This is a genomic window from Geobacillus sp. YF-1 (assembly GCF_052692335.1).
Genome location: NZ_CP199850.1, coordinates 1,529,189 through 1,552,904, shown reverse-complemented (window position 1 = coordinate 1,552,904; position 23,716 = coordinate 1,529,189). Strand labels below are relative to the sequence as shown.

General features: G+C 51.2%; 20 protein-coding genes and 7 pseudogenes. 7 read left to right on the top strand and 20 right to left on the bottom strand.

The window, feature by feature from the left end; translation table 11 throughout:
- Positions 1 to 133: 133 nt before the first annotated feature.
- The 3 genes and pseudogenes from ACTVIM_RS07755 to ACTVIM_RS07745 all read right to left on the bottom strand — a co-directional run bounded on the left by ACTVIM_RS07755 (position 134) and on the right by ACTVIM_RS07745 (position 2,298).
- Positions 134 to 934, bottom strand: coding sequence for an ExeA family protein (locus ACTVIM_RS07755; RefSeq protein WP_445614161.1), 801 nt, complete (start codon positions 932 to 934; stop codon positions 134 to 136).
- Positions 927 to 1,659 (bottom strand): annotated as a pseudogene (locus ACTVIM_RS07750) (integrase core domain-containing protein); the annotation flags it as partial. The gene ACTVIM_RS07755 and the pseudogene ACTVIM_RS07750, both read right to left, overlap by 8 nt.
- An 88-nt stretch (positions 1,660 to 1,747) precedes the next feature.
- A pseudogene (locus tag ACTVIM_RS07745) lies at positions 1,748 to 2,298 on the bottom strand (DUF6431 domain-containing protein).
- Positions 2,299 to 2,447: 149 nt separating this feature from the next.
- On the opposite strand from ACTVIM_RS07745, the gene ACTVIM_RS07740 reads away from it, so the two are divergent.
- Positions 2,448 to 3,581 carry an IS4 family transposase gene (locus ACTVIM_RS07740; protein ID WP_445613702.1) on the top strand — a complete coding sequence of 378 codons (1,134 nt, stop codon included), beginning with the start codon at positions 2,448 to 2,450 and terminating at the stop codon, positions 3,579 to 3,581.
- A gap of 328 nt (positions 3,582 to 3,909) precedes the next feature.
- Positions 3,910 to 5,046, top strand: a complete 1,137-nt coding sequence (locus ACTVIM_RS07735; RefSeq protein ID WP_445613533.1) for an IS110 family transposase — start codon at positions 3,910 to 3,912, stop codon at positions 5,044 to 5,046.
- 207 nt (positions 5,047 to 5,253) lie between these two features.
- Here the strand turns inward: ACTVIM_RS07735 and ACTVIM_RS07730 are convergent.
- The 3 genes and pseudogenes from ACTVIM_RS07730 to ACTVIM_RS07720 all read right to left on the bottom strand — a co-directional run.
- Positions 5,254 to 5,378: pseudogene (locus tag ACTVIM_RS07730) on the bottom strand (transposase); the annotation flags it as partial.
- A gap of 278 nt (positions 5,379 to 5,656) precedes the next feature.
- Positions 5,657 to 6,683 (bottom strand): annotated as a pseudogene (locus tag ACTVIM_RS07725) (IS1634 family transposase).
- Between the two features lie 223 nt (positions 6,684 to 6,906).
- A complete protein-coding gene (locus ACTVIM_RS07720) occupies positions 6,907 to 7,323 on the bottom strand; it encodes a DUF4288 domain-containing protein (RefSeq protein WP_324697644.1) in 417 nt (138 codons plus the stop codon).
- A 168-nt stretch (positions 7,324 to 7,491) separates the two neighbouring features.
- On the opposite strand from ACTVIM_RS07720, the gene ACTVIM_RS07715 reads away from it, so the two are divergent.
- Complete coding sequence (locus tag ACTVIM_RS07715) at positions 7,492 to 8,928, top strand: DDE-type integrase/transposase/recombinase (protein WP_445612449.1); 1,437 nt, start codon at positions 7,492 to 7,494, stop codon at positions 8,926 to 8,928.
- 466 nt (positions 8,929 to 9,394) lie between these two features.
- Positions 9,395 to 10,843: an IS66 family transposase gene (gene tnpC / locus ACTVIM_RS07710; protein ID WP_445614160.1), complete on the top strand. Its 1,449-nt coding sequence runs from the start codon at positions 9,395 to 9,397 to the stop codon at positions 10,841 to 10,843.
- A 276-nt stretch (positions 10,844 to 11,119) separates the two neighbouring features.
- Here tnpC and ACTVIM_RS07705 read toward each other — a convergent pair.
- Positions 11,120 to 12,453 (bottom strand): annotated as a pseudogene (locus ACTVIM_RS07705) (ISLre2 family transposase).
- Positions 12,454 to 12,683: 230 nt separating this feature from the next.
- Between ACTVIM_RS07705 and ACTVIM_RS07700 the strand changes: the two are divergent.
- Positions 12,684 to 13,829: an IS701 family transposase gene (locus tag ACTVIM_RS07700; protein ID WP_445614159.1), complete on the top strand. Its 1,146-nt coding sequence runs from the start codon at positions 12,684 to 12,686 to the stop codon at positions 13,827 to 13,829.
- Positions 13,830 to 13,989: 160 nt separating this feature from the next.
- On the opposite strand, the pseudogene ACTVIM_RS07695 reads toward ACTVIM_RS07700, so the two are convergent.
- Positions 13,990 to 15,351: pseudogene (locus ACTVIM_RS07695) on the bottom strand (IS4 family transposase).
- Positions 15,352 to 15,460: 109 nt separating this feature from the next.
- Positions 15,461 to 16,900: an NAD(P)/FAD-dependent oxidoreductase gene (locus ACTVIM_RS07690; protein WP_445614158.1), complete on the bottom strand. Its 1,440-nt coding sequence runs from the start codon at positions 16,898 to 16,900 to the stop codon at positions 15,461 to 15,463.
- A 178-nt stretch (positions 16,901 to 17,078) separates the two neighbouring features.
- Here ACTVIM_RS07690 and ACTVIM_RS07685 point away from each other — a divergent pair, with 178 nt between their 5' ends.
- Positions 17,079 to 17,672, top strand: coding sequence for a DUF502 domain-containing protein (locus ACTVIM_RS07685; RefSeq protein ID WP_445614157.1), 594 nt, complete (start codon positions 17,079 to 17,081; stop codon positions 17,670 to 17,672).
- Between the two features lie 175 nt (positions 17,673 to 17,847).
- Here ACTVIM_RS07685 and ACTVIM_RS07680 read toward each other — a convergent pair whose 3' ends face one another.
- Both ACTVIM_RS07680 and ACTVIM_RS07675 read right to left on the bottom strand, forming a co-directional pair.
- Positions 17,848 to 18,786 carry a magnesium transporter CorA family protein gene (locus tag ACTVIM_RS07680; RefSeq protein WP_445614156.1) on the bottom strand — a complete coding sequence of 313 codons (939 nt, stop codon included), beginning with the start codon at positions 18,784 to 18,786 and terminating at the stop codon, positions 17,848 to 17,850.
- A 359-nt stretch (positions 18,787 to 19,145) separates the two neighbouring features.
- Complete coding sequence (locus tag ACTVIM_RS07675) at positions 19,146 to 19,292, bottom strand: hypothetical protein (protein WP_445614155.1); 147 nt, start codon at positions 19,290 to 19,292, stop codon at positions 19,146 to 19,148.
- A 177-nt stretch (positions 19,293 to 19,469) separates the two neighbouring features.
- Here ACTVIM_RS07675 and ACTVIM_RS07670 point away from each other — a divergent pair, with 177 nt between their 5' ends.
- Complete coding sequence (locus ACTVIM_RS07670; RefSeq protein WP_445614154.1) at positions 19,470 to 19,760, top strand: HesB/YadR/YfhF family protein; 291 nt, start codon at positions 19,470 to 19,472, stop codon at positions 19,758 to 19,760.
- 24 nt (positions 19,761 to 19,784) lie between these two features.
- Here ACTVIM_RS07670 and ACTVIM_RS07665 read toward each other — a convergent pair whose 3' ends face one another.
- The 9 genes and pseudogenes from ACTVIM_RS07665 to ACTVIM_RS07625 form a co-directional block, all read right to left on the bottom strand.
- Positions 19,785 to 20,192 (bottom strand): hotdog fold thioesterase, encoded by a 408-nt coding sequence (locus ACTVIM_RS07665; RefSeq protein ID WP_445614329.1) that lies wholly within the window; start codon positions 20,190 to 20,192, stop codon positions 19,785 to 19,787.
- Positions 20,193 to 20,504, bottom strand: a pseudogene (locus ACTVIM_RS07660) (hypothetical protein); the annotation flags it as partial.
- A 14-nt stretch (positions 20,505 to 20,518) separates the two neighbouring features.
- Entirely contained in the window at positions 20,519 to 20,935 is a 417-nt protein-coding gene (locus tag ACTVIM_RS07655) for an acyl-CoA thioesterase (RefSeq protein WP_445614153.1), read from the bottom strand.
- Between the two features lie 119 nt (positions 20,936 to 21,054).
- Positions 21,055 to 21,282, bottom strand: a complete 228-nt coding sequence (tlp, locus tag ACTVIM_RS07650; RefSeq protein WP_144974241.1) for a small acid-soluble spore protein Tlp — start codon at positions 21,280 to 21,282, stop codon at positions 21,055 to 21,057.
- Between the two features lie 29 nt (positions 21,283 to 21,311).
- Positions 21,312 to 21,455, bottom strand: coding sequence for an acid-soluble spore protein N (locus tag ACTVIM_RS07645; RefSeq protein WP_011231056.1), 144 nt, complete (start codon positions 21,453 to 21,455; stop codon positions 21,312 to 21,314).
- Positions 21,456 to 21,510: 55 nt separating this feature from the next.
- Complete coding sequence (locus tag ACTVIM_RS07640; protein WP_081897221.1) at positions 21,511 to 21,642, bottom strand: FbpB family small basic protein; 132 nt, start codon at positions 21,640 to 21,642, stop codon at positions 21,511 to 21,513.
- A gap of 122 nt (positions 21,643 to 21,764) precedes the next feature.
- On the bottom strand, positions 21,765 to 22,286 hold the full coding sequence (locus tag ACTVIM_RS07635) for a TlpA family protein disulfide reductase (protein ID WP_445614152.1): 522 nt from the start codon (positions 22,284 to 22,286) through the stop codon (positions 21,765 to 21,767).
- Positions 22,287 to 22,399: 113 nt separating this feature from the next.
- Positions 22,400 to 22,549 (bottom strand): hypothetical protein, encoded by a 150-nt coding sequence (locus ACTVIM_RS07630; RefSeq protein WP_165570941.1) that lies wholly within the window; start codon positions 22,547 to 22,549, stop codon positions 22,400 to 22,402.
- A 218-nt stretch (positions 22,550 to 22,767) separates the two neighbouring features.
- Positions 22,768 to 23,616 (bottom strand): sulfurtransferase, encoded by an 849-nt coding sequence (locus ACTVIM_RS07625; protein WP_445614150.1) that lies wholly within the window; start codon positions 23,614 to 23,616, stop codon positions 22,768 to 22,770.
- Positions 23,617 to 23,716 lie beyond the last annotated feature (100 nt).

Below are 23,716 nucleotides of genomic sequence, written 5' to 3'. Positions count from 1 at the left end.
TTTGCGGATTGTTCCGGATTTTGCACATTCTTTCGGAACGTTTGCACGCTCTTTCAGATGAAGATTTCCAGCGCGCCTGGTGGACCGATGGAAAAGAGAAAGCACAAAAGAGGCCGATTCGGCCCCTTTCGTGCTAATACCCCATTTCCTCTGTGGCCATACGTACCACTTCTTCGTCAATGACGTCCTTTCTCAGCTGATACCCGTACAGCAGGCATGTCGTAGCCAGCGTGTTGATCACCCGAGGCCATCCCTGCGACTGCAGGGCAATCGCCTCTAACGCCGATGGAGTGAAGATCGGATGCTTCGCCCCGGCCTGTTTCATCCGATGCTCGATGTAGCCCGCCACCTCCTCCTTCTCGAGCGGTCCCATCCGGCATCGCATGATGATGCGCTGGTCGAGAGGGCGGTGCTGATTGAGCCGCAGCTTCCCCTGTAAATGGGGCAGCCCGGCTAACATCAAGACAAAGGGGTTGGTCGAATCCATCTCAAAGTTGAACAAGATCGCGATGTCCTGTAAAAAGGCATCCTTCGCGAAATGCATCTCGTCCAATATCAACACTGGTGTGATCCGCCGTTCATGATACAACCGCTCAATGGCCTGCTGGATTTGGCGGAAGAGATCCACCTTGCGGTATTTCGGTTCCTCCACCAACCCAAGGGCCAGCCCTCGGTAAACATCCATCACGCCTCCGGTCGATAACGGGAAGTAGACCACGTGATACAAAGAAGGGGACAACGATTCTTTCCACGCCCGAAGGGCGAATGTCTTGCCCGCCCCCGGTTCTCCGGTCAACAGCCCGATTCCCCGGGTTCGTTTCACGTACTCCAGCGCCCGCAGCGCTTCTTGAAACGCTGCCCCTTGATACGCCTCGGATGGGGCGGTTTCTTTCGCAAACGGCTCCCGTGAAAGAGAGTAGAACGATTTATACACCGTGTTCTCCCTCCTTCGCTGGAACTTCCGCAAACGGCGACCGGTGACGCTTCACATGGGCGTGATCCTCCAAACGTACCCGAATGGCTTCCGCCACCCGTTTGCCGTCTTCGTACACATAGACGCCTCGTTCATCATAGCGGAGTTCAATCGACTGTCCAATAAACCGAGGCGGCACTTCGTATAGCTGTTTATTCAGGGTGATCGTGCCATCGGCTTTCACCTTGCGGTGCTCCCGTTTCAGAAAAATCGCATCCAGCCAATCGATGTCTTCGACCCACACCACTCGTTCCACTTGGGACTGAAACACCTCATGCGGCGTTTTTCCGTCCAGTGAGGCGTGTGGTTTTCGGTGATCCTCTTCTTCAAGCCACTTCCCAAACCGCTCGTTCAACTCGTCCAGCGACTTTGGCGGATTCAGCTCCAACAGCGGATAAAACCGCGTCTGTACGGTGCGGAAGAACCGTTCGATTTTCCCTTTGCTTTGCGGGTCATACGGCTGGGTGTGGATGAGCGTAATCCCCATCTCGGCGCACGCATACTGCAGCACCTCGGACCGGTAAATTTTCCCGTTGTCCGAGTAAATGCGTTTCGGCTTCCCGCAACGAAGCACCGCTTCCTTTGTGACGACCCACAGCCCGTCAAACTTCTCCGAAGGGAAACTATACGTACGGCACCAACCGCGAGCAGTCATCGATATAAGCGATCAGAAACGTTTTCTGGGGAAACGGCTCGAGATTCGTCGAGAGGAAGGGTTTGTGGAAACATCAACAGTCCCCTTTTTTGGTTTTTAACGCAAAATCAGGAAACGGTTTAATCTGCAAACAGATGCCATCTCTCGTTGACCCACAGGTCTTGGATGATCGAGCTCACCCCCCGTCCCTCCAAGAGCTGCATCCACCAGACTGCCCGTTCGGTTCTTGCGTTCCCCACAGGGCCGATGATCCCCCACCTCCTCGCCGCCGCGTGATGCAAACGGGAGAGATTCCGGAAAAATCGTCGGACAGAAAACAAAATGACCCCCTTGGTGGGAAAACCAACCTGTTTGGTCTTCGCTCCTCGTCCTGGTGGTTCGAGCCATGCTTTGACCGCTTGCCAGATGACGGATAGGGTATATTGAACATACGGGAGGAGGAACGAAGGCAGCACACTCACGGTTTTGCGGCATTCTCGCGAGCGTACCGCGCGATCCAAAGGCGATACTCCCCCTCGGCCGTCAACGCATAGCGTTGGTAATACCCGTGACGGTGCAAGGGGCGGCGGGATAGACAGTGGGGACATTGGTTTACATCAGGAAAATCGTTCTCTTTCCCACGATCCGTATACGTTTGAATGTCAATGCCAAAGTCGTGAAACTGGATCACACTTCCTCCCCCCTTGAAACGAATGGCAATCTTCGTCCGAACACGTGTGTTGATTAACCAATAATATCCATAAAAACATAGAAAAAAAAGCACCTTTCCTGTAGAATGTAAGTAACCACACAAACAAACCCAGGAAAGAGGTGCTCTCTATGAACAAGCATACCACACTCCCGAATTTGATGCAAAAAATTGTGTCAGACGAAGACATTCAAACCATCACAGAAGCAGTCGGTTATCACGACTCATCTCGTAAATTTACCGTACGTACGTTAATCGACTTTTTCCTTCTCGCGGCTGTCCATGAGTGGAAGAGTTTTCGTCATGGTGCTGATGTGGCGCCCACTTACCAATTGCCGCGTTTTCATTATTCGACGGTGGCAAACAAGGCGAAGGAGATTCCATATGAAATCATGAAGCGTTTGTTTGCACTGATCGTTTCGAGGTGTAACCGCCAAACACGGCGATCTCTTCGATTCCCGAAACCTCTTCGCATTGTCGATTCGACAACGGTGACAGTCGGAAAGAACCGCCTATCATGGGCGCCTGATCATGGGGAACGGTCAGGGATGAAACTGCATGTCGCTTATTCTCCTGAATACCAGTTACCAATGGATGCCATAGAAACAACCGGTCTACGCCACGATGGTCCTGTCGGGGAAGCGTTGACACATCCGAAGCAAATTCTTGTGGAAGATCGGGCGTATTTTAAAATCGAACGGATCGACCAATTTGCGGAAAATGGACAACTTTTTGTCATTCGCATGAAAGAAAATGTAGAGATTCATCGTCGTCACCGTTTACAGCGTCTTGTTTCTTCCGATTCCAATGTCATCGCTGATTTTACTTGTCAGCTAGGAACGAAGCAATGCCGTTCGAAGAAACGTCATCGAGTGGTCATCTTTCGTGATGCCCATGGAAAGGAGATTCGCGTCGTAACGAATGTCTTTGACGTATCGGCAGAAAAGATTGCCGACATGTATCAAGAGCGTTGGGCAGTCGAGGTCTTTTTTCGATGGATCAAGCAATACTTGAATGTACCTACCTTATTTGGGACAACAAAAAACGCCGTCTACAATCAGCTGTTCGCGGCGTTCATTGCCTATGTGTTATTGAGATGGCTATATGACCGAACAGAGAAACGAACGCAAACCACCCTCACGTTCATTTCTTTCGTTCGTCGGGTTTTATTTGGGCAACTTCCTCTCGATTGGAAATCAGAGATGGTAGCTGTCTTATTTGAGCATGCCCATTTTTACGGGAGAAGTATTCATAATTTTGGATAATCAACAGCCGTGTCGTCCGAAACAATTCACAAAAAAATTAGCACATTCCTTCAGAAAAGATCCATGGGCAACCTTTTGCCCTCCACCCGGGGATGAAAATCCCCCTTTTCTTCCCATAATGAAGAATAGGCGCAAACAGTTCAACAGGACGTTATGCTTAATGGTGGCTTAGACCCTGTACAGAAAAGTGTTTGAATCCACTGGGTGCACCACCCATTGTCCGCCCTTTCCTGTGACAGAGAAAGGTGACGACGAACAGAAAACTGCCGCATGTCTCCCGTGGATTCGCTGTTTGCGCACTCCATCATCGAAACGGAGGCGTTTCATCATGGATGTCATCTATCCTCGCTGCGCAGGATTGGATGTTCATACCGAAACCATCGTCGCTTGTGCCCTATGGGAAGAAGAGGGGGAGATCCAAAAGGAGATCCAAACGTTCTCAACGTTCTCGAAAGGGCTTGGCGACCTGCTCGAGTGGCTCGAAGACCATGGGGTCACCCATGTCGCCATGGAATCCACCGGCGTGTATTGGAAACCGGTCTTTGCTTTCCTCGAGGGCTATGTCGACTTGACGTTGGCCAATCCGCAGCGGATCAAAAATGTCCCGGGAAGAAAAACCGATGTCTCTGACGCCGAGTGGATGGCGAAGCTGCTCCGCCATGGACTCATTGAAAAAAGTTTCGTCCCCCCAGCGCCCATTCGTGAACTGCGGGATTTTACCCGCCTGCGCAAAAAGTGGGTCGGACAGTTGAGTTCAGAGAAAAACCGGATTCAAAAAGTGCTGGAGTCTTCCAATGTCAAACTAGGCTCCGTCCTCTCGGATCTCTTCGGCGTTTCCGGACGAAACATCCTTGCCCGGCTGCTCGAGAAGGGATACGTGGACAAGGACGAGCTGGATCAATGCCTGCGCGGCAGGCTCAAAACGAAAAAGCAGGCGGTGTACGATTCGCTGCTGGGCACCTTGACCGAACATGAGCTCTGTCTCCTTCGCCTCTTGTGGAAACACGTGGAGGAATGCGAGCGGCTCATCGAAGAAGTCGACCAGCACATCGACCGCCTGCTCGAGCCGTATCGGGAGGAAGTGGACTTACTGATGACCATGCCTGGAATCAAAAAACAAACCGCCGCCGTCATCATCGCCGAGATGGGAACCGACATGAGCGTCTTTGAAACGCCGGAACGGGCGGCGTCATGGACGGGGTTGTCCCCCGGCAACCATGAAAGCGCCGGAAAGCGAAAGAGCACGCGCACCACCAAAGGCAATCCCCATCTTCGATCAGCGTTATGCGAGGCGGCATGGTCAGCATCTCGATCCAAGACACATCCCTTGTCCCGAAAATTTTGGTCGTTGGCGGCCCGATGCGGGAAGAAAAAAGCCCTCATCGCCACGGCTCGACGAATGTTGGTGATCATCTTTTGCATGATCTCCCGCAAAGAGCCGTTCCGCCAACCACAACTTATCTAGTATAGCCAACAGGCAGCCAGATCATACGAGATGTCCGAAAATCGGGCACCTCTGCTTTCCTATTGCCTTCTTTGGCCATTTTCAGTATACCCACACGGATCAGGAGCGTATACAGCACTCACCCAGTGGTGGGGATTTTCACAGAAAAGGGGAGAGGGCTTTCTGAAGAAATGTGCAAAAAAATGGGTGTTTTGTGCTGAAATAAAATGATAATTTACAAAACATATCTTTTGCATAGTCAGATATGGTGCCATCAATAACTTGTCTGCGATATTTTACAACCAGAACAAGATGATAATACAACATTCATTATTATTATCATCTAATTTCATTGATATAACAATCTTTCATTTATATAAGACTAATTATTTAGAGGTGGAAGACTTCTTTCAAAAAATGTTAAATTCTCCAGCCTAGCGATCAATCTCTAATTTCAGTCCTTTTATACCCATCACTTTTTTGATTTCATATTCGTCTTCTGTCTCACATTTCGCACCCTAACAGGGTAGAAAGAAAGGATGTTTTATTTCGTTTTTCAGAATAACATTTCGACCAACACAACGAGCGATGGCAATCCTTTTTTTACCATCGCTAGTCGTTCCGTATGACGTTACACGTAAATGCTCTCATCCATGCCCAATCCCTGCAGGATCCTTCGCTGATCAGGGGTGAGCGGTTTCCCTAACGCGCGTTGGATGTGCCCATCCGGCAGCTCCAGTAGGACGACTTTCACATACCGGAACAACTGAAAAATCGCCTGCCCGGTGGGTCGGGTCAGTTTCCGGCCTCCCGCGCCCTTGAATGGGCGTTCCGGGGTGATGAACGGACGCACCCGGCGCTGGAAGACGCGGTAAATGGCCAAGGCCAACAGAAACAAATCACCCAATACCGCGACCCGTTCTGGTTTTTTGACGTAAATCTCATCCGTAAAGAACGGGTCTTTCAAGAAAGAGAAGTTCATCTCCACGGAGCGTCAGTGTATCTTTCGTCATCGCAGCGGAATCCGCCACGTAAATCCAATCGTCTTGGATCTTGGCTTGCTTCAGCTGTTCATGGACACGGGAGAGCACCTCGGGATTCCACGTTTTGTCCGGCACGTTGCCGTCGTGCACATCGCCGGAAAACGGGATGCCGTCTTCGTTGCCGATCAGCCCGAAACCGATTGGTTTTTGTCAACGATGGTGCCGGTTGTAGCCATGCGTGATCTGCAGGGCCTCTGACGAGACCGATTCATACGCGCCGTAAACGGTCTTGTCCGTCGTATCGGCGTGGAAGACGCGAAGAGAGAGACCTTCTTTCTTGTCGATCTGCACGAGGCAAGACGAAAGGACTTGATGGAGATTCGCCTCATACAGGCGATCCCAATGACGCGCGATGGCATCGTCGTTGAACCAAGACGGCTCCAGCCCTGGCCGAATCCGCTTCGGCCAATCGATGTCATGCGCCCATTGTTCCCCATGAACGAGCGCTTGCCGGCCGCTCAAGATATCCAGAACGATTAGCTTGACGATATCGCTGGCTCAAGTTTGGCATTGCGGATTCACGGGAACGAGATGATCAATCAGCTGAGGAAGGCCAAGATCTTTGAACAGGGCGCTTATTCTATTCAAATAAGAACTTTCATAAATGGCCCGAATTCAAACGTCCATGATGGGCAAACTCCTTTGCTTTCCTTGTGTTTCAAGGTTTGATTCGACAGGAAGATAAAAAAATCCTCCCGATTTTTGTCGAGAGGGTGCGAAATGTGAGACGTTAAGCAATTTCTCACATAGAAAAAGCCGATTTCCCCTCACTTCAAGGGAGAATCGGCTTCTTTATATTCAAAACAAACTCAATATATGTTTTTTGATATTTTCTTCTTTATTTAGGTTCGTCTTTTTTATCTAAGGCTTCCGGATAATACTGAATAATAATATCTTTATACGTATCTTCTTTCTTAGCGTGTATAAATCTTGAATAAATTTCTGTTCCGGTTTTAAATTCATCATCATTAAGCTCGAACGCATGTAATATATCCACAAATTTCCATCTTACCAATTGACCATAAGAATTTAAGTATTCGTGCTCTGATTGTTTAGCTTGCTCTTCTGCAATATTGTATGCTTGTTCGATTGTTTTTGCTTTAATAAGAATAATACTTTCTTCAAAAAGCTTTTTGTTATTGTCGTAGTAGTGTTCATCAATTTTATCGGGAAGTGGGTTTCCAAAGTGTATAGATTCAAATAATATTTTGACTGCGTACCAATTTATTTGAGACTCCTGTAAATTTGGTTCCATAAAAAATCCCCCCTCTATGAGAAAGGTATTGTCAAAAGTTTATCCTCCACACTCACGGTTTTCCCTTGAGTTTCAACGGTTGAACGAAAAAAAGCTTGCCACCCCCATTGTTTTCGGCCATCATTGAGGTAACGACACCCAACAGCCAAAACAAAGGAGTGACAAGCTTTGTTACCTCAATTATTAGCCTATTTGCTCGAAATTATCAAGACCCAATATCAAATCATTGTGTATTTAATGGGTGTGATATTGGGGAAATCCTTGCATCTCGAGGACTGGGACGAACCCATCCAAAAGCCGTACCGGAAACTTCAGGTCGATGACCTTCCGATCATCGATGTGCCGGAAACCCTTGATTACCGGAAGCTGTTGGCAGACTATGAAGCCCAGCACAGACGTCCTTTACGGCCCATCCAGCGCCGCGCGAATGCGAAACACCGTGTGCCGGATTCGTTGACCTGCCCTCGCTGCCAGGCTCCCTCTTCTTACCTGTACGCCAATAACGGCGGAAAAGGGCAATACCAATGCAAAGTGTGCCAATGCCGGTTCAACCACCGAAATCGGTTCACCAAGCAAGCGGTCTTTCGTTGTCCGCACTGCAAAAAGACGTTGGAAAAAATCAAGGAGCGCAAGGAATACAACATCTATAAGTGCAAGAACAACGATTGCCCGTTTTACCAGGCCAACCTTCGCCGGATGACGAAGAAAGAGCGCCAACAGTTTCAACAGAATCCTCAAGCCTTCAAGGTGCGGTATTTGTTTCGGGAGTTCTTGTTTGACTTTCTCCCGTTGGCTTCCTCGTCGCTCATCAAGCCGAAGGTCGATTTGTCCCGGCTGGCTGCGTCGCCGCACGTGTTGGGGCTCGTGTTGACGTACTACGTCAACTTTGGGATGTCCTCGAGGGAAACCGCCGCCGCCCTGAAGGACATCCATGGCGTCTCGATCTCTCATCAGACGGTGCTCAACTACGCCAACAGCGTCGCGCTTTGGATCAAGCCCTTTGTCGACCGATTTCCGTATGAGCTGTCCGGTTCGTTCTGTGGGGACGAGACATATATTCGTGTGAAGGGCCGTTGGCATTACCTATTCTTTATGTTCGACGCGGTGAAAAAGATCGTGCTGTCCTATCGCGTCTCGCCCAACCGGGACACGCTCTCGGCCATCAAGGCGATCAATGATGTCCTCAGGAAGCTGCCGTCCCTTCCAGACGACTTGTCGTTCGTCGTGGATGGCAACCCGATTTACCTGTTGGCGCAACACTTCTTTGCCCAGCACGGGATTTCGTTTGACGTCCGCCAGGTAATCGGCCTGACCAACGAAGATCCGGTCTCGGAAGAATTTCGCCCTCTCAAGCAGATCATCGAGCGATTCAACCGGACCTTTAAAGGCAACTACCGCCCGACCCATGGGTTTGGCGCCGAGGAAGGCTCGGTGTCCTTTGTGACGCTGTTTGTGGCGTATTTTAACTTTCTGCGCCCGCATAGCGCGCTCGAAGGCCGGGTGCCGGTCGTCATCCCGGAGCTCGCCGAGCTGCCGCATATGCCGGCCCGGTGGACGAAGCTGATCGCCATGGCTCAGGACTTCCTTCAAAACGAGGCAGCCTAACTTTTTTGTCCTCCAGAGCCCGTTGAACAGAACTCCTGCCGGATTCGGCGAAGCGAACCCTTGACCAACCGAACACCGCCAAAGGTAAAATTCGGTAAAGGCAAGGGCGGCTTTCCTATTGCCTTCTTTTTTGTCCCCGTCGCCCTTGACGACTCTTCCGCACCTTTGGCGGGTGTTGGTCAAGGGCGAATCCGGCTCTCTGCATGCCCCACGATGCTCAATGGGATGGTCTGTGTGGAGTTTTCATAGAACTTTTGACGCTACCATGAGAAAATAGTATTTAGAACCCTTAACCAATTCGCTTAAGGGTTCTAAATACGGTTTTAAATCCTAAAAAAATTATTTATCAAATCTCTTATCGGTTAACAATTTTTTGTAACTATTCAGCGACATAATAAAGTGAGTTGAATAGTTTTTGTATTTCTTGTCTATGATATGAATACTCATAGACAAGGAGGTGAATCACATGTTGACGGTACAACAAGCTGTATTGACAATGGAGAGCCTCATGGACAAAATCCAACAACAAAACCAGTTCATTCATCAGCTCATCCAAGAAAATGAACAGTTGCGTCAGAAAAACAAGCACTTAAGCAAAGAAAATGAACGACTCAGAGGTCGCATTCAAGAGCTGGAAGCACGCACGAAAAAAAACAGCTCCAATAGCCATTTGCCCCCATCCTCTGACCGTTTTGCCCGCCCTCGTTCTTCACGTAAGCCATCTGGCAAAAAGCCAGGCGGACAAGAAGGACATCGTGGAACGACGCTCCGTCAAGTGGAACATCCCCATCATCGTGTCGTCCATCGTGTGAACAGGTGTCAAGGATGTGGGGCTTCTTTGTGTGAAGTCCAACCTTTCAAAGTCGATGTCCGTCAAGTGTTCGATCTCCCTCCTGCGGCGATCGAAGTCACCCAACACGAGCGTGAGGTGAAATCGTGTCCGCATTGCCAATGTGTCCAACAAGCCCCGTTCCCACCACACGTAACGAATCATGTGCAATATGGCCCACGACTCATTGCGCTCGTTGTTTATTTACACCATATTCAATTGATTCCGTACAAGCGTTTAAGTGAGATGATCGAAGCGTTATATCAGCACTCGATCAGCACAGGAACTCTTACCAATATGGTGAAACGAGGACGCGAAGCGCTGGAACCCAACCTGGACATCATCGAAGACGCTTTGCTGGATTCCAATATCTTGCATGTCGATGAAACGAGTTTGTGCATCGAAGGGAAACGGGCATGGGTTCCTGTCGCGTGCACATCGAAATATACGTACGTGGCTCCTCACGCTTCCCGTGGAAAGAAAGCGACCGATGATATCGGGATTCTTCCACGATATAAAGGGACGATGATGCATGATGCGTTCGGTACGTACCCGAACTACACGGAAGCCACCCATGCCCTTTGTCACGCCCATCATTTGCGTGATCTGAAGAACTTCATCGAACAAGGGCAGACATGGGCCATGCGCATGACCACCTTTCTGTTCGCCGCCAAACAGGCGGTCGAAGCCCATCACGGTGCACTCCCTAACGAAGAAGCGAAACGATGGGAGCGTGTGTATGATCGCATCTTAGCGAAAGCACAGCGCCGATTGGAAACGATGACGCCCCTCCCAAAAAAGGCACTTGCCTTTGTTCGACGGCTTCAAAAACGAAAGGAAGAAGCGCTTCGTTTCTTGCGAGAAGCTCATGTTCCCTTTGACAACAACCAAGCAGAACGGGATCTTCGTATGGTCAAAGTGAAAGAGAACATCTCGGGCACGTTTCGCGACGAAACATTCGCCCAGTCTTTTTGTATCGCAAGAAGCATTGTTTCCACACTCACGAAACACGAAAAAAACGTGTGGAATTCGTTGTGTCGTCTGTTGAAAGGCGAAACACTCGATGATATTCTTTCTACTACTTAGGGCGTTTTCTATAACAGAAATGCCCTATTTGTGCTGGGTTTCTTTACATACTACTATCGGGGTGAATAGTTACCTTATTATAAAATGGTCGTCAAAAAATGTAAAGTGGTCATAGAGAAATGAGTCAGTCAAGACTTTGTGGAGAACATTTTTTCGGTCCACTACGGGCGTTGTCAATCACCAGTTGGTAGACCATTTTTAGGAATTGATATCGTAAGCGCTTTCGGACTCTCATCCCTCATCTAGAGATGGTTTTTTATATCCATTTTTTTACATCTACCCACCGTCCCGAAGCGCCGACAATGCTTGGTAGATCGGCGTCCCCGATGACTGTTGAAGATACGGGATGTTCTGGCGCATCACCTTCGCCAACAACCGCCCTGCCTTCCGTTTGGCCTGTTTGATCCGCTCCAGCTTCGTCGGGGCTGAGGCTGCCCTCTAGGGCTCTTCCTCCTCCAACTGCCCCTTTCTCCGCCATATTCCGTCGATCCTATTCCGTCGATTTGGGCCACCATCGCCTTCAGAAACGCCCAAAGTCCTTGGTCCTTCCAGCTGCGGCGGGATTTCACCCGGTACGCGAACCGGCTCATCACACTCTCGGCGTGGCCCATCGGACGCATGCCGGCCGTCTCCACCCCTTGCGCCGACAGCCACTCCCGGTAGTCCCGGATGCATCCCGGCATCGACTCGATCCGGCGGATCATTTCGGCCAACTGCTCTTCTTTGGCTTCGTCCCCCAACGTGCCGACGGCGCTGTTCAGTTCCACCAAAAGTCCTTCCTCGTCTTGCTTCGCCAGCTTCTTCCGCACCTCCCGCCAACGCGGGTGGCCGGACAGACACTGACGAAGCTCCCGCGCCACATGGAACCGATCCAACTGAAAGCACGCCCGCTTTCCGAAATACTCCCGGCAGGCGGTAATCCAAGATGCCGCGTCGCCGTTGACGACCAACAGGTCCCGGCACGGGTCATAGGCATATTCCTTCATCAGCCACGCTTCGAACCCTTCCCACACGTCCCCCGCCCCTTCATGGAGGTAGTGGCGCCGGTTCACGAGCTCCAGTTGCGAGCCGTTCCGTCTCCATCCCTCGTGAACCGCCAAGATTTTCTGCTCTTTCGCCCGTTTCCCTTTCCCTTGGCGGGAGATGAACAGTCCATCCGCTTCCACCAATAGCACCCGGCCATGCCGTTGGGAAACAGGGTGGTGCAGCGAGATAGGGGCCGCCAACACCAGCTGACGAATCGCCTCATGGCTGAGAACCGCATACCCCACGATCGCCTCCAACGTGCGGGCTGCTTTGCGGTAGGAAGAGCACTCTACAGCCAACTCGACCGCCGTTTCCTCGAGGCAAGGACGGATCGATTGGGCTCCATCAAAGCCCAGCTCGGCATCCAACAAGAAGGTATACGCCCCTGCCTGCCGATCATAGTAGTAGTTCCGTCGAAACGTCACTTCTCCAAACAGCGTTTGGAGGGTGGTCGGCCGTTTGTCTTTCAGCTGATCGCGGCGCTTGTCCCTTGCTTCCGCCAGTTGTTGATCGATTTCCTCCAAAAGGGACGCCAACAAGGTGGCAAACACGTTTTGAAGGGTTCTCAACAATGGTTCCTCCAGCTCTTTTCATACAGGCCATTGTGTGGTAAGATGTTTCATGGACTCTCTCCCTCCTGTTTTCGGTTGATGTGGACAATCACTATCATAGCAGGGAGAGAGTCCTTTTTGCATGAGATCCGCTTTTTCCTACCGCGCTTCGCTTGGTGGCCCCGACGAGCGTCGCGAACAAAAGTTCGCAACCCTCGTCGGGGATCCTTCCTGAACGTCACCCACAAATATTTTACTCACACATGACGTTGGGATTGGCGCTTTATTTCTCGAAACCAGTCATCAAGCATCTGGTTCATCTTGTCGACGCCTTGACGACCAAGGGATTTTCGGGGACATTGACGGATGTCCGGTACTGGAGTTTTCACCCGAATCATCGAACGACACTGAGCCACTTTTTCACGAAAAGCCCTTGGAACGAGGAAAAACGGCTTGAGAAGCTGCAAGAATGGATCCTTCGCCAGATCGAACGCTTGGCCAAACGGACGAATCAACCTCTGTTCCTTTTGATCGATGATACGATTTGTCAAAAAACGAAGCCTTCGTCACGGGCCGCCCACCCCATTCAAGGGTGTGACTGGCATTTCTCTCACAGCGATCATCAATGGGTCTGGGGGCATTCGCTCGTTTGGCTGATGGTGCACACCTTCACCCAAGCGTTTCCGTTCGCCTTTCGTCTGTATGACAAGACGGCGGGAAGAAGCAAAATCGACCTAGCGATCGAGATGCTTTCTTTGCTCAAGGGGAAGCGGGCTCAGCCGATGTATATGCTCATGGATTCGTGGTATCCGTCCCAAGCGCTCATCGAAGCCTGCCTGAAACAAGGATTCCATGTCATCGCCATGCTCAAGACGAACCGGATTCTCTACCCGAAAGGCATCCCCGTCCAAGCAAAGGAGTTCGCCCGCTATATCGAGCCCAACGACACCCGCCTCGTCACGGTGGGGAACGAGCGTGATCGTGTCTACCGCTGCGAAGGCGCGCTCAACGGTCTTGATGACGCGGTGGTGCTGCTGGCTTGGAAGGCGGATGAACCGATGACGCCAGATCATCTCCATGTTGTCTTGAGCACCGACCGGGAGCTAGGCGATGAAGAGATCTTGCGTTACTATGCCCAGCGCTGGACGATCGAATGCGTTTTCCGGCAGGCAAAAGACCAGCTAAAGCTTGATGGGTACCGCGTTCGTCACGTTCGGGCGGTGAAACGGTATTGGGCAGTGGTGCTATTTTCCTGCGTATCCAGCATCGCGGAATCTCAACAAGACATCTCTTCCGGACTGGAGCTTCTTCGGTCTCGGAAAGGACACAGCGTCGTTGAGTTCATCTATGACGCCGCAAAGCAAGAGATTCCCATTGATGTGATCAAAAAACAGCTCCATGTCGCCTAAGGGGTCCCCTGCATAGCCATCAAGTGAAGCCTTGGAGCGAGTAGCTCCAAGGCTTCACTCTATATCTTTGGAGGCTGTGACCGTGGGAATATGGAAAGATAGGCATGCCAAATACACCTTCCCTATAGAAGGTTTTTTTATGGTATAAGATGGGAATTCCTTACGACAACGGCATGATGACCAAACTCTCGATCATGTCTAAAGCGCTCTTTTTTGTATAACGCCTTGATTTTTTTCCGTGTTGAGCGATTATGTTACAGAGTTTAGAAAGGAGCTGGGCAGCTAGCGCCTCAGAACACCATAAGGCTTGAAATCAATCCATCCCCCACTCCTTGATCATACTCATCGCCTTCTATTCGCTCAATTCCTTTTTCTGTTTTCGATAGAGCCATTCTCTCATGGCAAACATGACCGTAGAGCTGATCAATAAGGCAATCAACGTTCCATACAAGTGGCACTGAAAGCGAGTCCCTTTCATCCGTTTGAATCGATGAATGTGAAACAGGGATTTCCATGTTTTAACTATCACCTCAATTTGCCAGCGAAGAGAATACAGCGTATGAATATCATGCAAGGAGGTATCAATCGCTGGAATATTGGTGATATATACATATATTGGGTGGGGACGTCGCGTCACGTACGCGGCCCCTTTTTGTTTGGCCTTCTGTTTCCATTGTCCTTCCTTCTGTTGTTCCTGTTTTTCGGTCAGTCGATACACAATGAGTCGCGGTTGATGAACGTTCTTTCCACTGACATACACATCTTCCAGTTCTATGGTTTCTCCGGGTTGCAGCATCGCAAGGAAATCCTCTGGTTCCCATTTTCGAAATGGATCCCCTTCTTTTTGGTAAATCCCTACATTGTGTTTGAGCCGCGAAATGTAAAAGGCTCCGGCATCATGAATCGCTTGCAATCCCTCAAGCGAAAAATAGCCCAAGTCTTTCAAACAAAGGTCTCCTTCTTGAATGGTCGATCGAAGGGACGCTCCGTAGGCGGCGTCATGATGACGAGCATCCCCAACGTCCACATGGAGAAACTTCCCTTCTAGACATTCATATTCTAACTGAATTTTCACCCCAGGCCCCGCACATCCCTCGTAAATCCCTTGGATCTCAGGAGGCAGTTGAAACGACGTGGAATCGAGAATGCGAATCCGGCGAAACAGCGAATGTCTTTGACACACGTGACGGGCCTCCTGCGTCTGATGAATCAGCAGTTTTTCGAACACCGCTTTGAGGAAACTCACTGCTTTTTCGTTAAACCGTTGATTGAGCCTTTCCGCACTCAGAGAGGTGTTTTGCTTAAGAGCTAGAGCACTGCAGAGCTGCACCAATGATTTTTGACCACCTTCTTCCTGGAGAAATGTGCAAAGTGCCACGAAGTCATGGGCGCGCAACTTCCCCTTTCGTTGAATAAATCGATGATCTCGGGCCATCTGTTCCAGCTCTTCGCACGATAACACGCTTCGTAATCCCTCTAAAAAACAATGCCATTCCTCTTGGAGAGATAAGGACGTCTTCAAAAAAAAACCACCCTTTCTAAGACATGATGAAGTCTTCAAAAGGATGGTCAAATGAGGCATAGATTTATTCCTGTTTTCTTAACTTGATGGCTATGGGGTCAGCCCCTTTTCATTCCCCTAATTTTTCCACGATGTCACGGGCGATCCAGACGCCGCAGGCGCTCGCCTGTGCCAAACCGCGCGTAATCCCCGCGCCGTCGCCGCCGACATACAGCCCGGCGATCTCGGTTTCAAAACGGTCGTTCAGCTTCGGGCGCGCCGAGTAAAATTTCGCTTCGACTCCATAGAATAACGTATGCTCTGAGGCAAGCCCCGGAGTGACGTGGTTGAGCGCCTCCGTCATTTCGATCAAGCTTTTCATCGTGTTGTACGGCAAAACGAGGCCTAAATCGCCCGGCACCGCTTCTTTGAGCGTCGGTTCGATAAACCCTTCTTTGATGCGCTTTTCCGTCGAGCGCCTTCCTTTGAGGATGTCGCCGTATTTTTGCACGATGATGCCGCCGTTGGACAAAGCGTTCGCCAGCCGAGAAATTTCATGGGCGTACTCGTTCGGCTTGTCAAACGGGTCGGAAAATTTGTGCGACACGAGCAGCGCAAAGTTCGTATTGTTGCTGCCGAGCTTCGGGTCTTTGTAGGCGTGGCCGTTGGCGAGCATAATGCCGGAGTGATTTTCCACCACGACGTGTCCGGACGGGTTGCTGCAAAACGTGCGCACTTGCGTTCCGACCGATGTGTTGAAAATGAACTTTCCTTCATACAGATGTTCGTTAATTTCTTGCATGACGATGTTCGATGTTTCCACGCGCACGCCGATGTCCACCTGATTGTTGATCATCCGCAAACGGCGCTTGCGCAAGATTTTGCTCAACCAAACCGAGCCGTCGCGCCCCGGAGCGATGACGACCTTTTCCGCCGTCAGCGTTTCCCCGTTTTTCAACATGACTCCCTTGACCCGGTGGCCGCTCTCTGTCCGCTCGGTCACGATATCGTCCACTTCCGTTTGAAAGCGCATCGCGATCCGCTCGCGCAAATATTCAAAAATGCTTTTTAAAATTTCCAAGTTTTGTTCGGTGCCTAAATGACGGACATAGGCGCGCAATAGCTTCAGCCCGGCCGCGTAGGCGCGCCGCTCGATCTCTTTCACTTTGTCCGTCATCGGGTCGGTGATCGATGTCGTCGCTCCGTGCTTCAAGTTGATCTCATCGACATAGCGGATGAGCTCAAGTACAGTCGAAGCTGGCAAATAGTCAGTCATCCAGCCGCCGAATTCGCTCGTGATGTTGAACTTGCCGTCCGAATACGCCCCCGCTCCGCCGAAGCCGTTCGTGATCGAACAGGCCGGCACACAGCCGGCGTAATCTTTTTTTCCGGCCGGCGGCGGGCATTTCTCAATTTTTTTCTGTAAAATCGGACAGTTGCGCTTATAAATATCATGCCCTTTATCAATCAAGAGCACGTTCGCTCCAGGCAGTTTGCGCGTCAGTTCGTAGCACGTGAAAATGCCGGCCGGCCCAGCACCGACCACAATGACATCATAATGATTGTTCATCATCCATCCCCCATTTCCTATGTTCCATTCGGAAGTATACGCAACATTGAGCGATTCGTCAATAAAAAACGAACTTTTTTTCTTTAAATGAAATTAATGTTCGTATTTTGTTGGTTGTGCAACTTTAAAAAAACTGGTATGGTGAGAGAAAGAAAGGAAAGGGAAAGGGAGGAGAACGATGCGTTTTTTCATGAAAAATTTTGTAAACGGCATGCTGACGATCGTGCCGATTTTGTTGGCCGTCTATGTATGCTACAAAGTGTTTGCGATGTTGGACGGGCTGCTCGGCCAGTACGTGCGGCCGTATTTGGACGGCCGTTATATCCCCGGACTCGGCCTGCTCGCTACGGTGGCGCTCATCACGGTGTGCGGCTGGCTGTCGACGCAATATGTAAGCGGCCGCCTCATCCGATTGTCCGGCCGCCTGCTCGAAAGCATCCCTTTGATGAAAACCGTTTATTCGGTCGCGAAAGATACGATCGCTTCGTTCGTCGGGGAAAAACGATCGTTTTCGCAAGTCGTGCTCATTACCGTGCCCGAAAGCGGCTGGAAATGCCTTGGCTTTATTACGATGGACGATGTCGGCGCCTGGCACGACCCGCTTGCCGATTATGTGGCGGTCTATATTCCACAGACATTTCAAGTCGCCGGGCTCACCCTTCTCGTTCCGAAAGAGCAGGTCGAAGTCATCGACATCGCACCGGAAGAGGCGATGAAATTTATCCTCTCTGGCGGCGTCGCGGCCCGCAAACAAAACCGGCTGCCCGAATGACAGGGCAGCCGGTTTTGTTTCCATGGCGGCCAGTGTTTGGCCATGCCGCTCGACCGTTTTGTTTCGTTGAAAAATCTGGCTGAAAAGCGGCTTCTCGCTTTATGTTTCCCGATATCGGTGAAAGGCTCGCGCCGCTTTTTCGCCCTCTCTGCACCAACGAAAAGCCGCTCGTTCGTCAAAAATACCGCTTTTTCCAAAAGACGTACGCCGTTGCTGCCGACAGCGAACCGGCGAGCGCCATCGCGATCAAAAAGGCGTACGGAGAGTGTTGATACGGAATCGGCACGTTCATGCCGTAAAAACTCGCCACCATCGTCGGCAGCGAAATGACGATCGTAATGGCAGTCAAAAACTTCATCACGATGTTTAAGTTGTTCGAGATGACGGAGGCGAACGCATCCATCATGCCGCTTAAAATGCTGCTGTACACTTCCGCCATTTCGATCGCCTGCTTGTTTTCGATAATGACATCTTGCAGCAAATCTTGGTCATCTTCGTACATGCGCAAATAGTTGAGGCGCAAAAGCCGCTCCATGACGATGTTGTTTGCTTTGAGCGACGTCATGAAATACACCAAGCTTTTTTCCATGCTAAGAAGCGAAAACAGCTCTTTGTTTTTCATCGATTGGTGCAGCTCTTTTTCGATTTCGCTCGTGCGCCGGTTGATTTGCTTCAAATAGCGCAAATAATACGTCGAAATCATGTAGAGCATTTGCAAGGCAAACCGCGTTTTCATAAACGTGTAAAAGTTTTTGATTCTGTTTTTTGAAAACTCTTCGAAAATTGGATTCTCCTGCAAACAAACGGTGATAAAGCACGTATTGGTAATAATCATACCGATTGGAATCGTTTCATACATCGGGCCGTCGACTTCATCGTGAGCAACAATCGGGATGTCAACGATAATCAATACATGGTTATCCTCTTTTTCGATGCGCGACCGCTCTTCATCGTCCAACGCGTCTTTGATCGAATCGATCGGAATGTCCAAATGGTGGGCGATGTAACGAATTTCTTCCTCCGTCGGGGCGACGAGATTGATCCAGCAGCCGTTTTCAATCCGGTCGATTTCCCGCATTTTGCCGCTGGCATCGGATAAATACATTTTCATCATCTGGCATCCTTCCTCCTTTTCCCGCGAGGAAGGCGGCGCCTCTTCCTTTCCGTCCGGAGCTCGTTTTCGTATGATGAGCAGCGGGCGAAAAAAGGAACAGGCCGCGTTCCCCGCTATATTCCGGTTCTGGTTCGTTCAGACTCGAACTACTCATATACGAAAACGTCACTCCTTTCAAAATATATTCCTCAGATAATGATAACGCGGACCGGCCTATTTGTATAGTAGCTGCCATGAAAAAAAGCAGCCTACTGGCTACTTTATTCATCAAAAACGAAACTGTGAAGCCAATCGATTCCGACAAAAGCTAAGCCTACTAGCTACTTTATTCATCAAAAACAGCGGTTGTTCCCGCTTCGTTATTCGCTCGATGGCGTTATGTTGAAAAAATCGGGCGCTTGTTTGCCGGTTGGTGGTCGTTCCGAGCGGTGCGGATGCGTTTGGCTGTTTTTCCCCATCACCCCGTCGGATTCGTAACTTGGCGCAAATGGCCGCTTTTTATTCATCCCGCTCACCTCCCTCGCTTTTACTGTTTGCCTTCATCGCCCTTTTTACTCGCGCGCCTGAAGGCAAAAGTCCGCCACTTTGTGGAAAGGGGCCGCTGACATTGTCAGCCAATGTTCACACAATCGTTTTACCAGCTGTTGCTCATTCGCTTATAATAAACGTGAGGAGGGGAAGCTATGAACATTGTGATCACGAAAAAGGCGTTTGACTGGTACAAGCGGGAGCTTGGGCTAAAGCCGGGCGATGCGATTCGCTTTTTCGCCCGCTACGGAGGATGCGGCACCGTGCAAAAAGGATTTTCGCTCGGCATGGCGAAAGACGAGCCAGCCGGAGAGCCGGCCGCACAGACGACGATTGATGGCGTGACCTTTTTTGTCGACGACAGCGACCACTGGTATTTTGACGGGCGCGATTTGACGATCGATTTGGACGAAACAGGCGATGAGCCGGTATTTCTGCTCCAATAAACGATGAAAAAGCTAGCCTTGGCGCTAGCTTTTTCGAATGATGGCGATCGTGCAGCGGGAGACACAGACGAGCTGCCCTTGTTCGTCGGTGATGCGTATATCCCACACCATCGTCGTCCGGCCGCGGTGCAGCACTGTTCCCGTCGCCGTCACCGTTCCGCTGCGGACGGCGCGAACGTGGTTGGCGTTAATTTCCAAACCAACGACGTTTTCGGTTTGCGGATCGACAAGCGCATACGCGCCGATGCTTGCCACCGTTTCAGCGAGCGCGACTGAGGCGCCGCCATGCAACAGCCCGGCCGGCTGGTGCGTGCGCTGGTCGACCGGCATCGTCGCCACGACGCGGCCTTCGCCAAGCTCGACCAGTTCGATACCGAGCGTATCGATCAACGTATGTTTCGCCATTTCCTTGGCAGCAGTCAAATCGATCATCTCTTTTTCCCCCCGTTTCGTGAATCGTTCGAGTTCAAACAGCCGTCCTTCTTGCCGCAACACGCGCCTTTGCGTCTCGCCGAGCAAGTCGAAATGCGGAAACTCGCCGCGCCGGTCGATCCACTCTTCTTTCAGCCCGTATTGCCGCCCCCAAGCGGCGAGTTTTTCGACATCGGCGCAGCCGACTTTCGTCACCGTCGTACAATCCGGAAACCGCTCGTCATACCAATAATGGGTCAAAAAGGCGATCTCGCCGCGCTTCACTTTCTCTTTCCACGCCTCAAGCTCATGACGGCGGATGCCAAACGCCATCGCACCGCTCCCCTTTACCGCTTCGCCCGTTCATAGGCTTCATGCCAGTCAGGAAAATATTTGCGGATCACAATCGGTCGAAACGTCTCGCGCTTGACGCAGACGTGTTGCGACTTGCCGGTGACGGCCACTTCGCCGTCCGGAGTGAGAATTTCGTAGCCGTACGTGACGCGGATGCCGTCATAAGCGTCGATCCACGTGCGGACGGTCGCCGTCTCCCCGTAGTGAAGCGGTTTTTTGTACGACACTTGCAAGTCGATGACTGGCGAAATAATTCCTTCTTTCTCCATCTCCGCGTAATGGAAGCCAAGCTGTTTGATCAGTTCTGTGCGCCCGACTTCCATCCAAACTAAGTAGTTCGCATGGTAAACGACGCCCATTTGATCCGTTTCCGCATAGCGCACTTCGATTTGTTTTTCTACCACCTTCACGTTTGTTCTCCCTCCATTTTTTGCCGGGCTCTTCTTTCATGTTACCACTCATCCGTTCGTTGGCTCAAGCCGGCAAATGAAAAAACAAAGCCGCCCAAATCAAGGCGGCTTCGTTTTGTTTATTGGTAGCCGTGTTCCCGTGCAGCAGCTTCGTCCTTAATTTCCGCACGCATCGCAGCGATCGCTTCCTCGCGGCGGCGGTTTTTCTCCTCAATTTTCTTCCGTTCCTCCGGCGAAGCAAACTGCATCGTTTCCTCGGCTTTTTCCATATTCTCGATCGTATGTTGCACCATTTCTTGCAGCTTTTCCACATTATCGCTGCGGTCATCCGGTTTCGGACGTGGCATGGACGCTTCCTCCTTCACGCGAGTTTGCCCTATTCACCCTTCGTCTGAATCACTTGGGCGTGCTGGCCGGATTGGTCCTGCATTTGTTTGCCTTTGTTTCCCCCAGCGGCGCGAGGCTGTGTGCCGATATGGTTCGGCACGAAATGTTTTCGGCTTCCTTTCGGATTGCTCATCTTGTTCGCCTCCTCGCCATCTAGTCTGTCCGCCCGGAGAACCGCTATGCATGGGTTATTCTGCTTTTTTGAGCATCCGCTCTTCCAGCCTTTTCTCGATTTTTTCGAGCGCTTCCCGATCGTTCAATAACTGCCGTTTGTTCTCGCTGATCAATTCTTGGAGAGTCATTTTGCGGGATCGTCTCATCGCTTCAACCTCCCCTCACTTTTATTGTAATCTTATTCATGCCCAAAAAAGATAAAAATTATGACAACTTTTTGAAAAATAGTGGCGCATGAAAAAAAGCGCTGTCCGTCGCCGTTGATTGGTCAACGAAAGAGCGCTGTCGCCTTCTCGAGCCGAGCTGCCGTCACCGGGCCGACGATTTTTTTCCGGATGATGCCGTTCGGGTCGATGATATACGTTGTCGGAATGGTCTGGACTCGATAGTGATAAAACGCCTCGCCGCGGACATCCAAGGCGACTGGCAACGTCAAGTTCCTGCTTTCCGCAAATCGCTCGGCGTTATCGAGCGTATCTCGCGTAGTCAAATGGACCGCCAGCACCGCGACTTCGTGGCCATGCTGTTTGTAAAACTTTTCGAGTTCCGGCATTTCTTCTTTGCATGGCGGACACCATGACGTCCAAAAGTTAAGAACGACCGCTTTGCCGCGCCAAGCGGAAAGTTTGACCGGCTCGCCGCCAAGCGTCGGCAGCGCCAAGTCGGGGGCCGGGTGGCCTACCCTCGGGCCGGCAGCAACCGCTTCGTTCGTTTTGCCGGCGGCCATCGCGTTCCAAAGGCCGTAGCCGGCAACCGCCAAAAATAGCAATAGGACGAACCACTTTCGCACGCTTTTCCCTCCCGGCCGGCGTCTTCGCCATTCTGGCCTTCATTATAGCACATACGTTTGTCTTTGCCAACGTTGCTGCCTACGACAAAAAAACGAGGGGTGCGCCCTCGTCGTTACCGGATGTTTTGATGGTCATTTTTCATTTTTTCCGCTTCCACTTCGGCGTAGGAAGCGAATTCGCTCGTCCATTCATTAAAGCCGTTTTTCTTTTTCGCGTTGTTATTCCTTTGGGCATTCGCATTGCCAAGCTTTGTCCGGCCCATGCGCTCTCCTCCTCTTGTTCCGTCGGTTCACACATAGTATCGCCCGCCGGAGAAAAACTATGCACGAGACCACGGCGCCCCTAGCTCGACGCTTGAAAAACACGTATTGATTCCGATCCTTCGCCTTCAAGATGTCCTGCCCGTTTCAACGGCTCTTTGACGACGACCTATTGACCATACTTTTCCTTCAAGGCCATTGGCATCCGCTTGAAAAACGTCTATGCTGAAGAGGAAGGATCACCCGTTTCGACTGGGTGGTCCGGATAGGAAATCCAATCGCTGAAACTGCCGACATACAGCCGGACGTTGCGGTAACCGGCTTCCTTTAAAGCGAGCACGTTCGGACAGGCGGTGACACCAGAACCGCAGTAGACGATCAGCGGTGTCTCGCGGTCAAGATCAGCGAATCGCGCCGCTTGCTCATCTGGGCGTTTCCAGTAGCCGCCTTCTGCCACCCCATCTTTCCAAAACCGATGCACCGCCCTAGGAATGCGGCCAGCCACCCGGTCGATCGGCTCTTCCAAACCGATGTACCGCTTCCACTCGCGCGAATCGATCAGCACAGCCGAGCGATCGCGCACAGCGGCGCGCACATCCTCAACCGTCGCCAGCCATGACCGGTCAGGCCGCGGTTGAAACCGCCGCGGCGCTACGACAGGAATGTGGTCCGTCACCGGATGGCCTTTCTTTTTCCACTCGCTGTAATTGCCGTCCAACACGTAAACGCGCTCATGGCCGAAATAGCGAAGCAGCCACCAACAGCGCGCGGCCATCGCTCCATCTTGGTCATCGTAGGCAACGACCGTCATCGTTTCATCGATGCCGGCGCGGCCAAACACAGCCGCCGCTTGCTCGGCCGATGGCAGCGGATGGCGGCCGCCGTGCTCCGCCACCGGACCGGACAAATCGCGCTCCAAATCGATATACACTGCACCGGGAATATGATCGTCCCGGTAAGCCGAGGCGCCTTTGGACGGGGCGCCGAGCCAAAATCGACAATCAAGAATCCGAATGGTTTCTTCGGACAAATGGGCATGCAGCCATTCGTGGGAAACGAGCGACGCCATTGTTCTTCTCCCCCTTTTCGTTTTGCCTGCCGATCCACTTGCTTACGCGCTTTGGGCGCGTCAGTCGGTCGCTGATGGAAGGGAACGGGTAGCTTCCCAT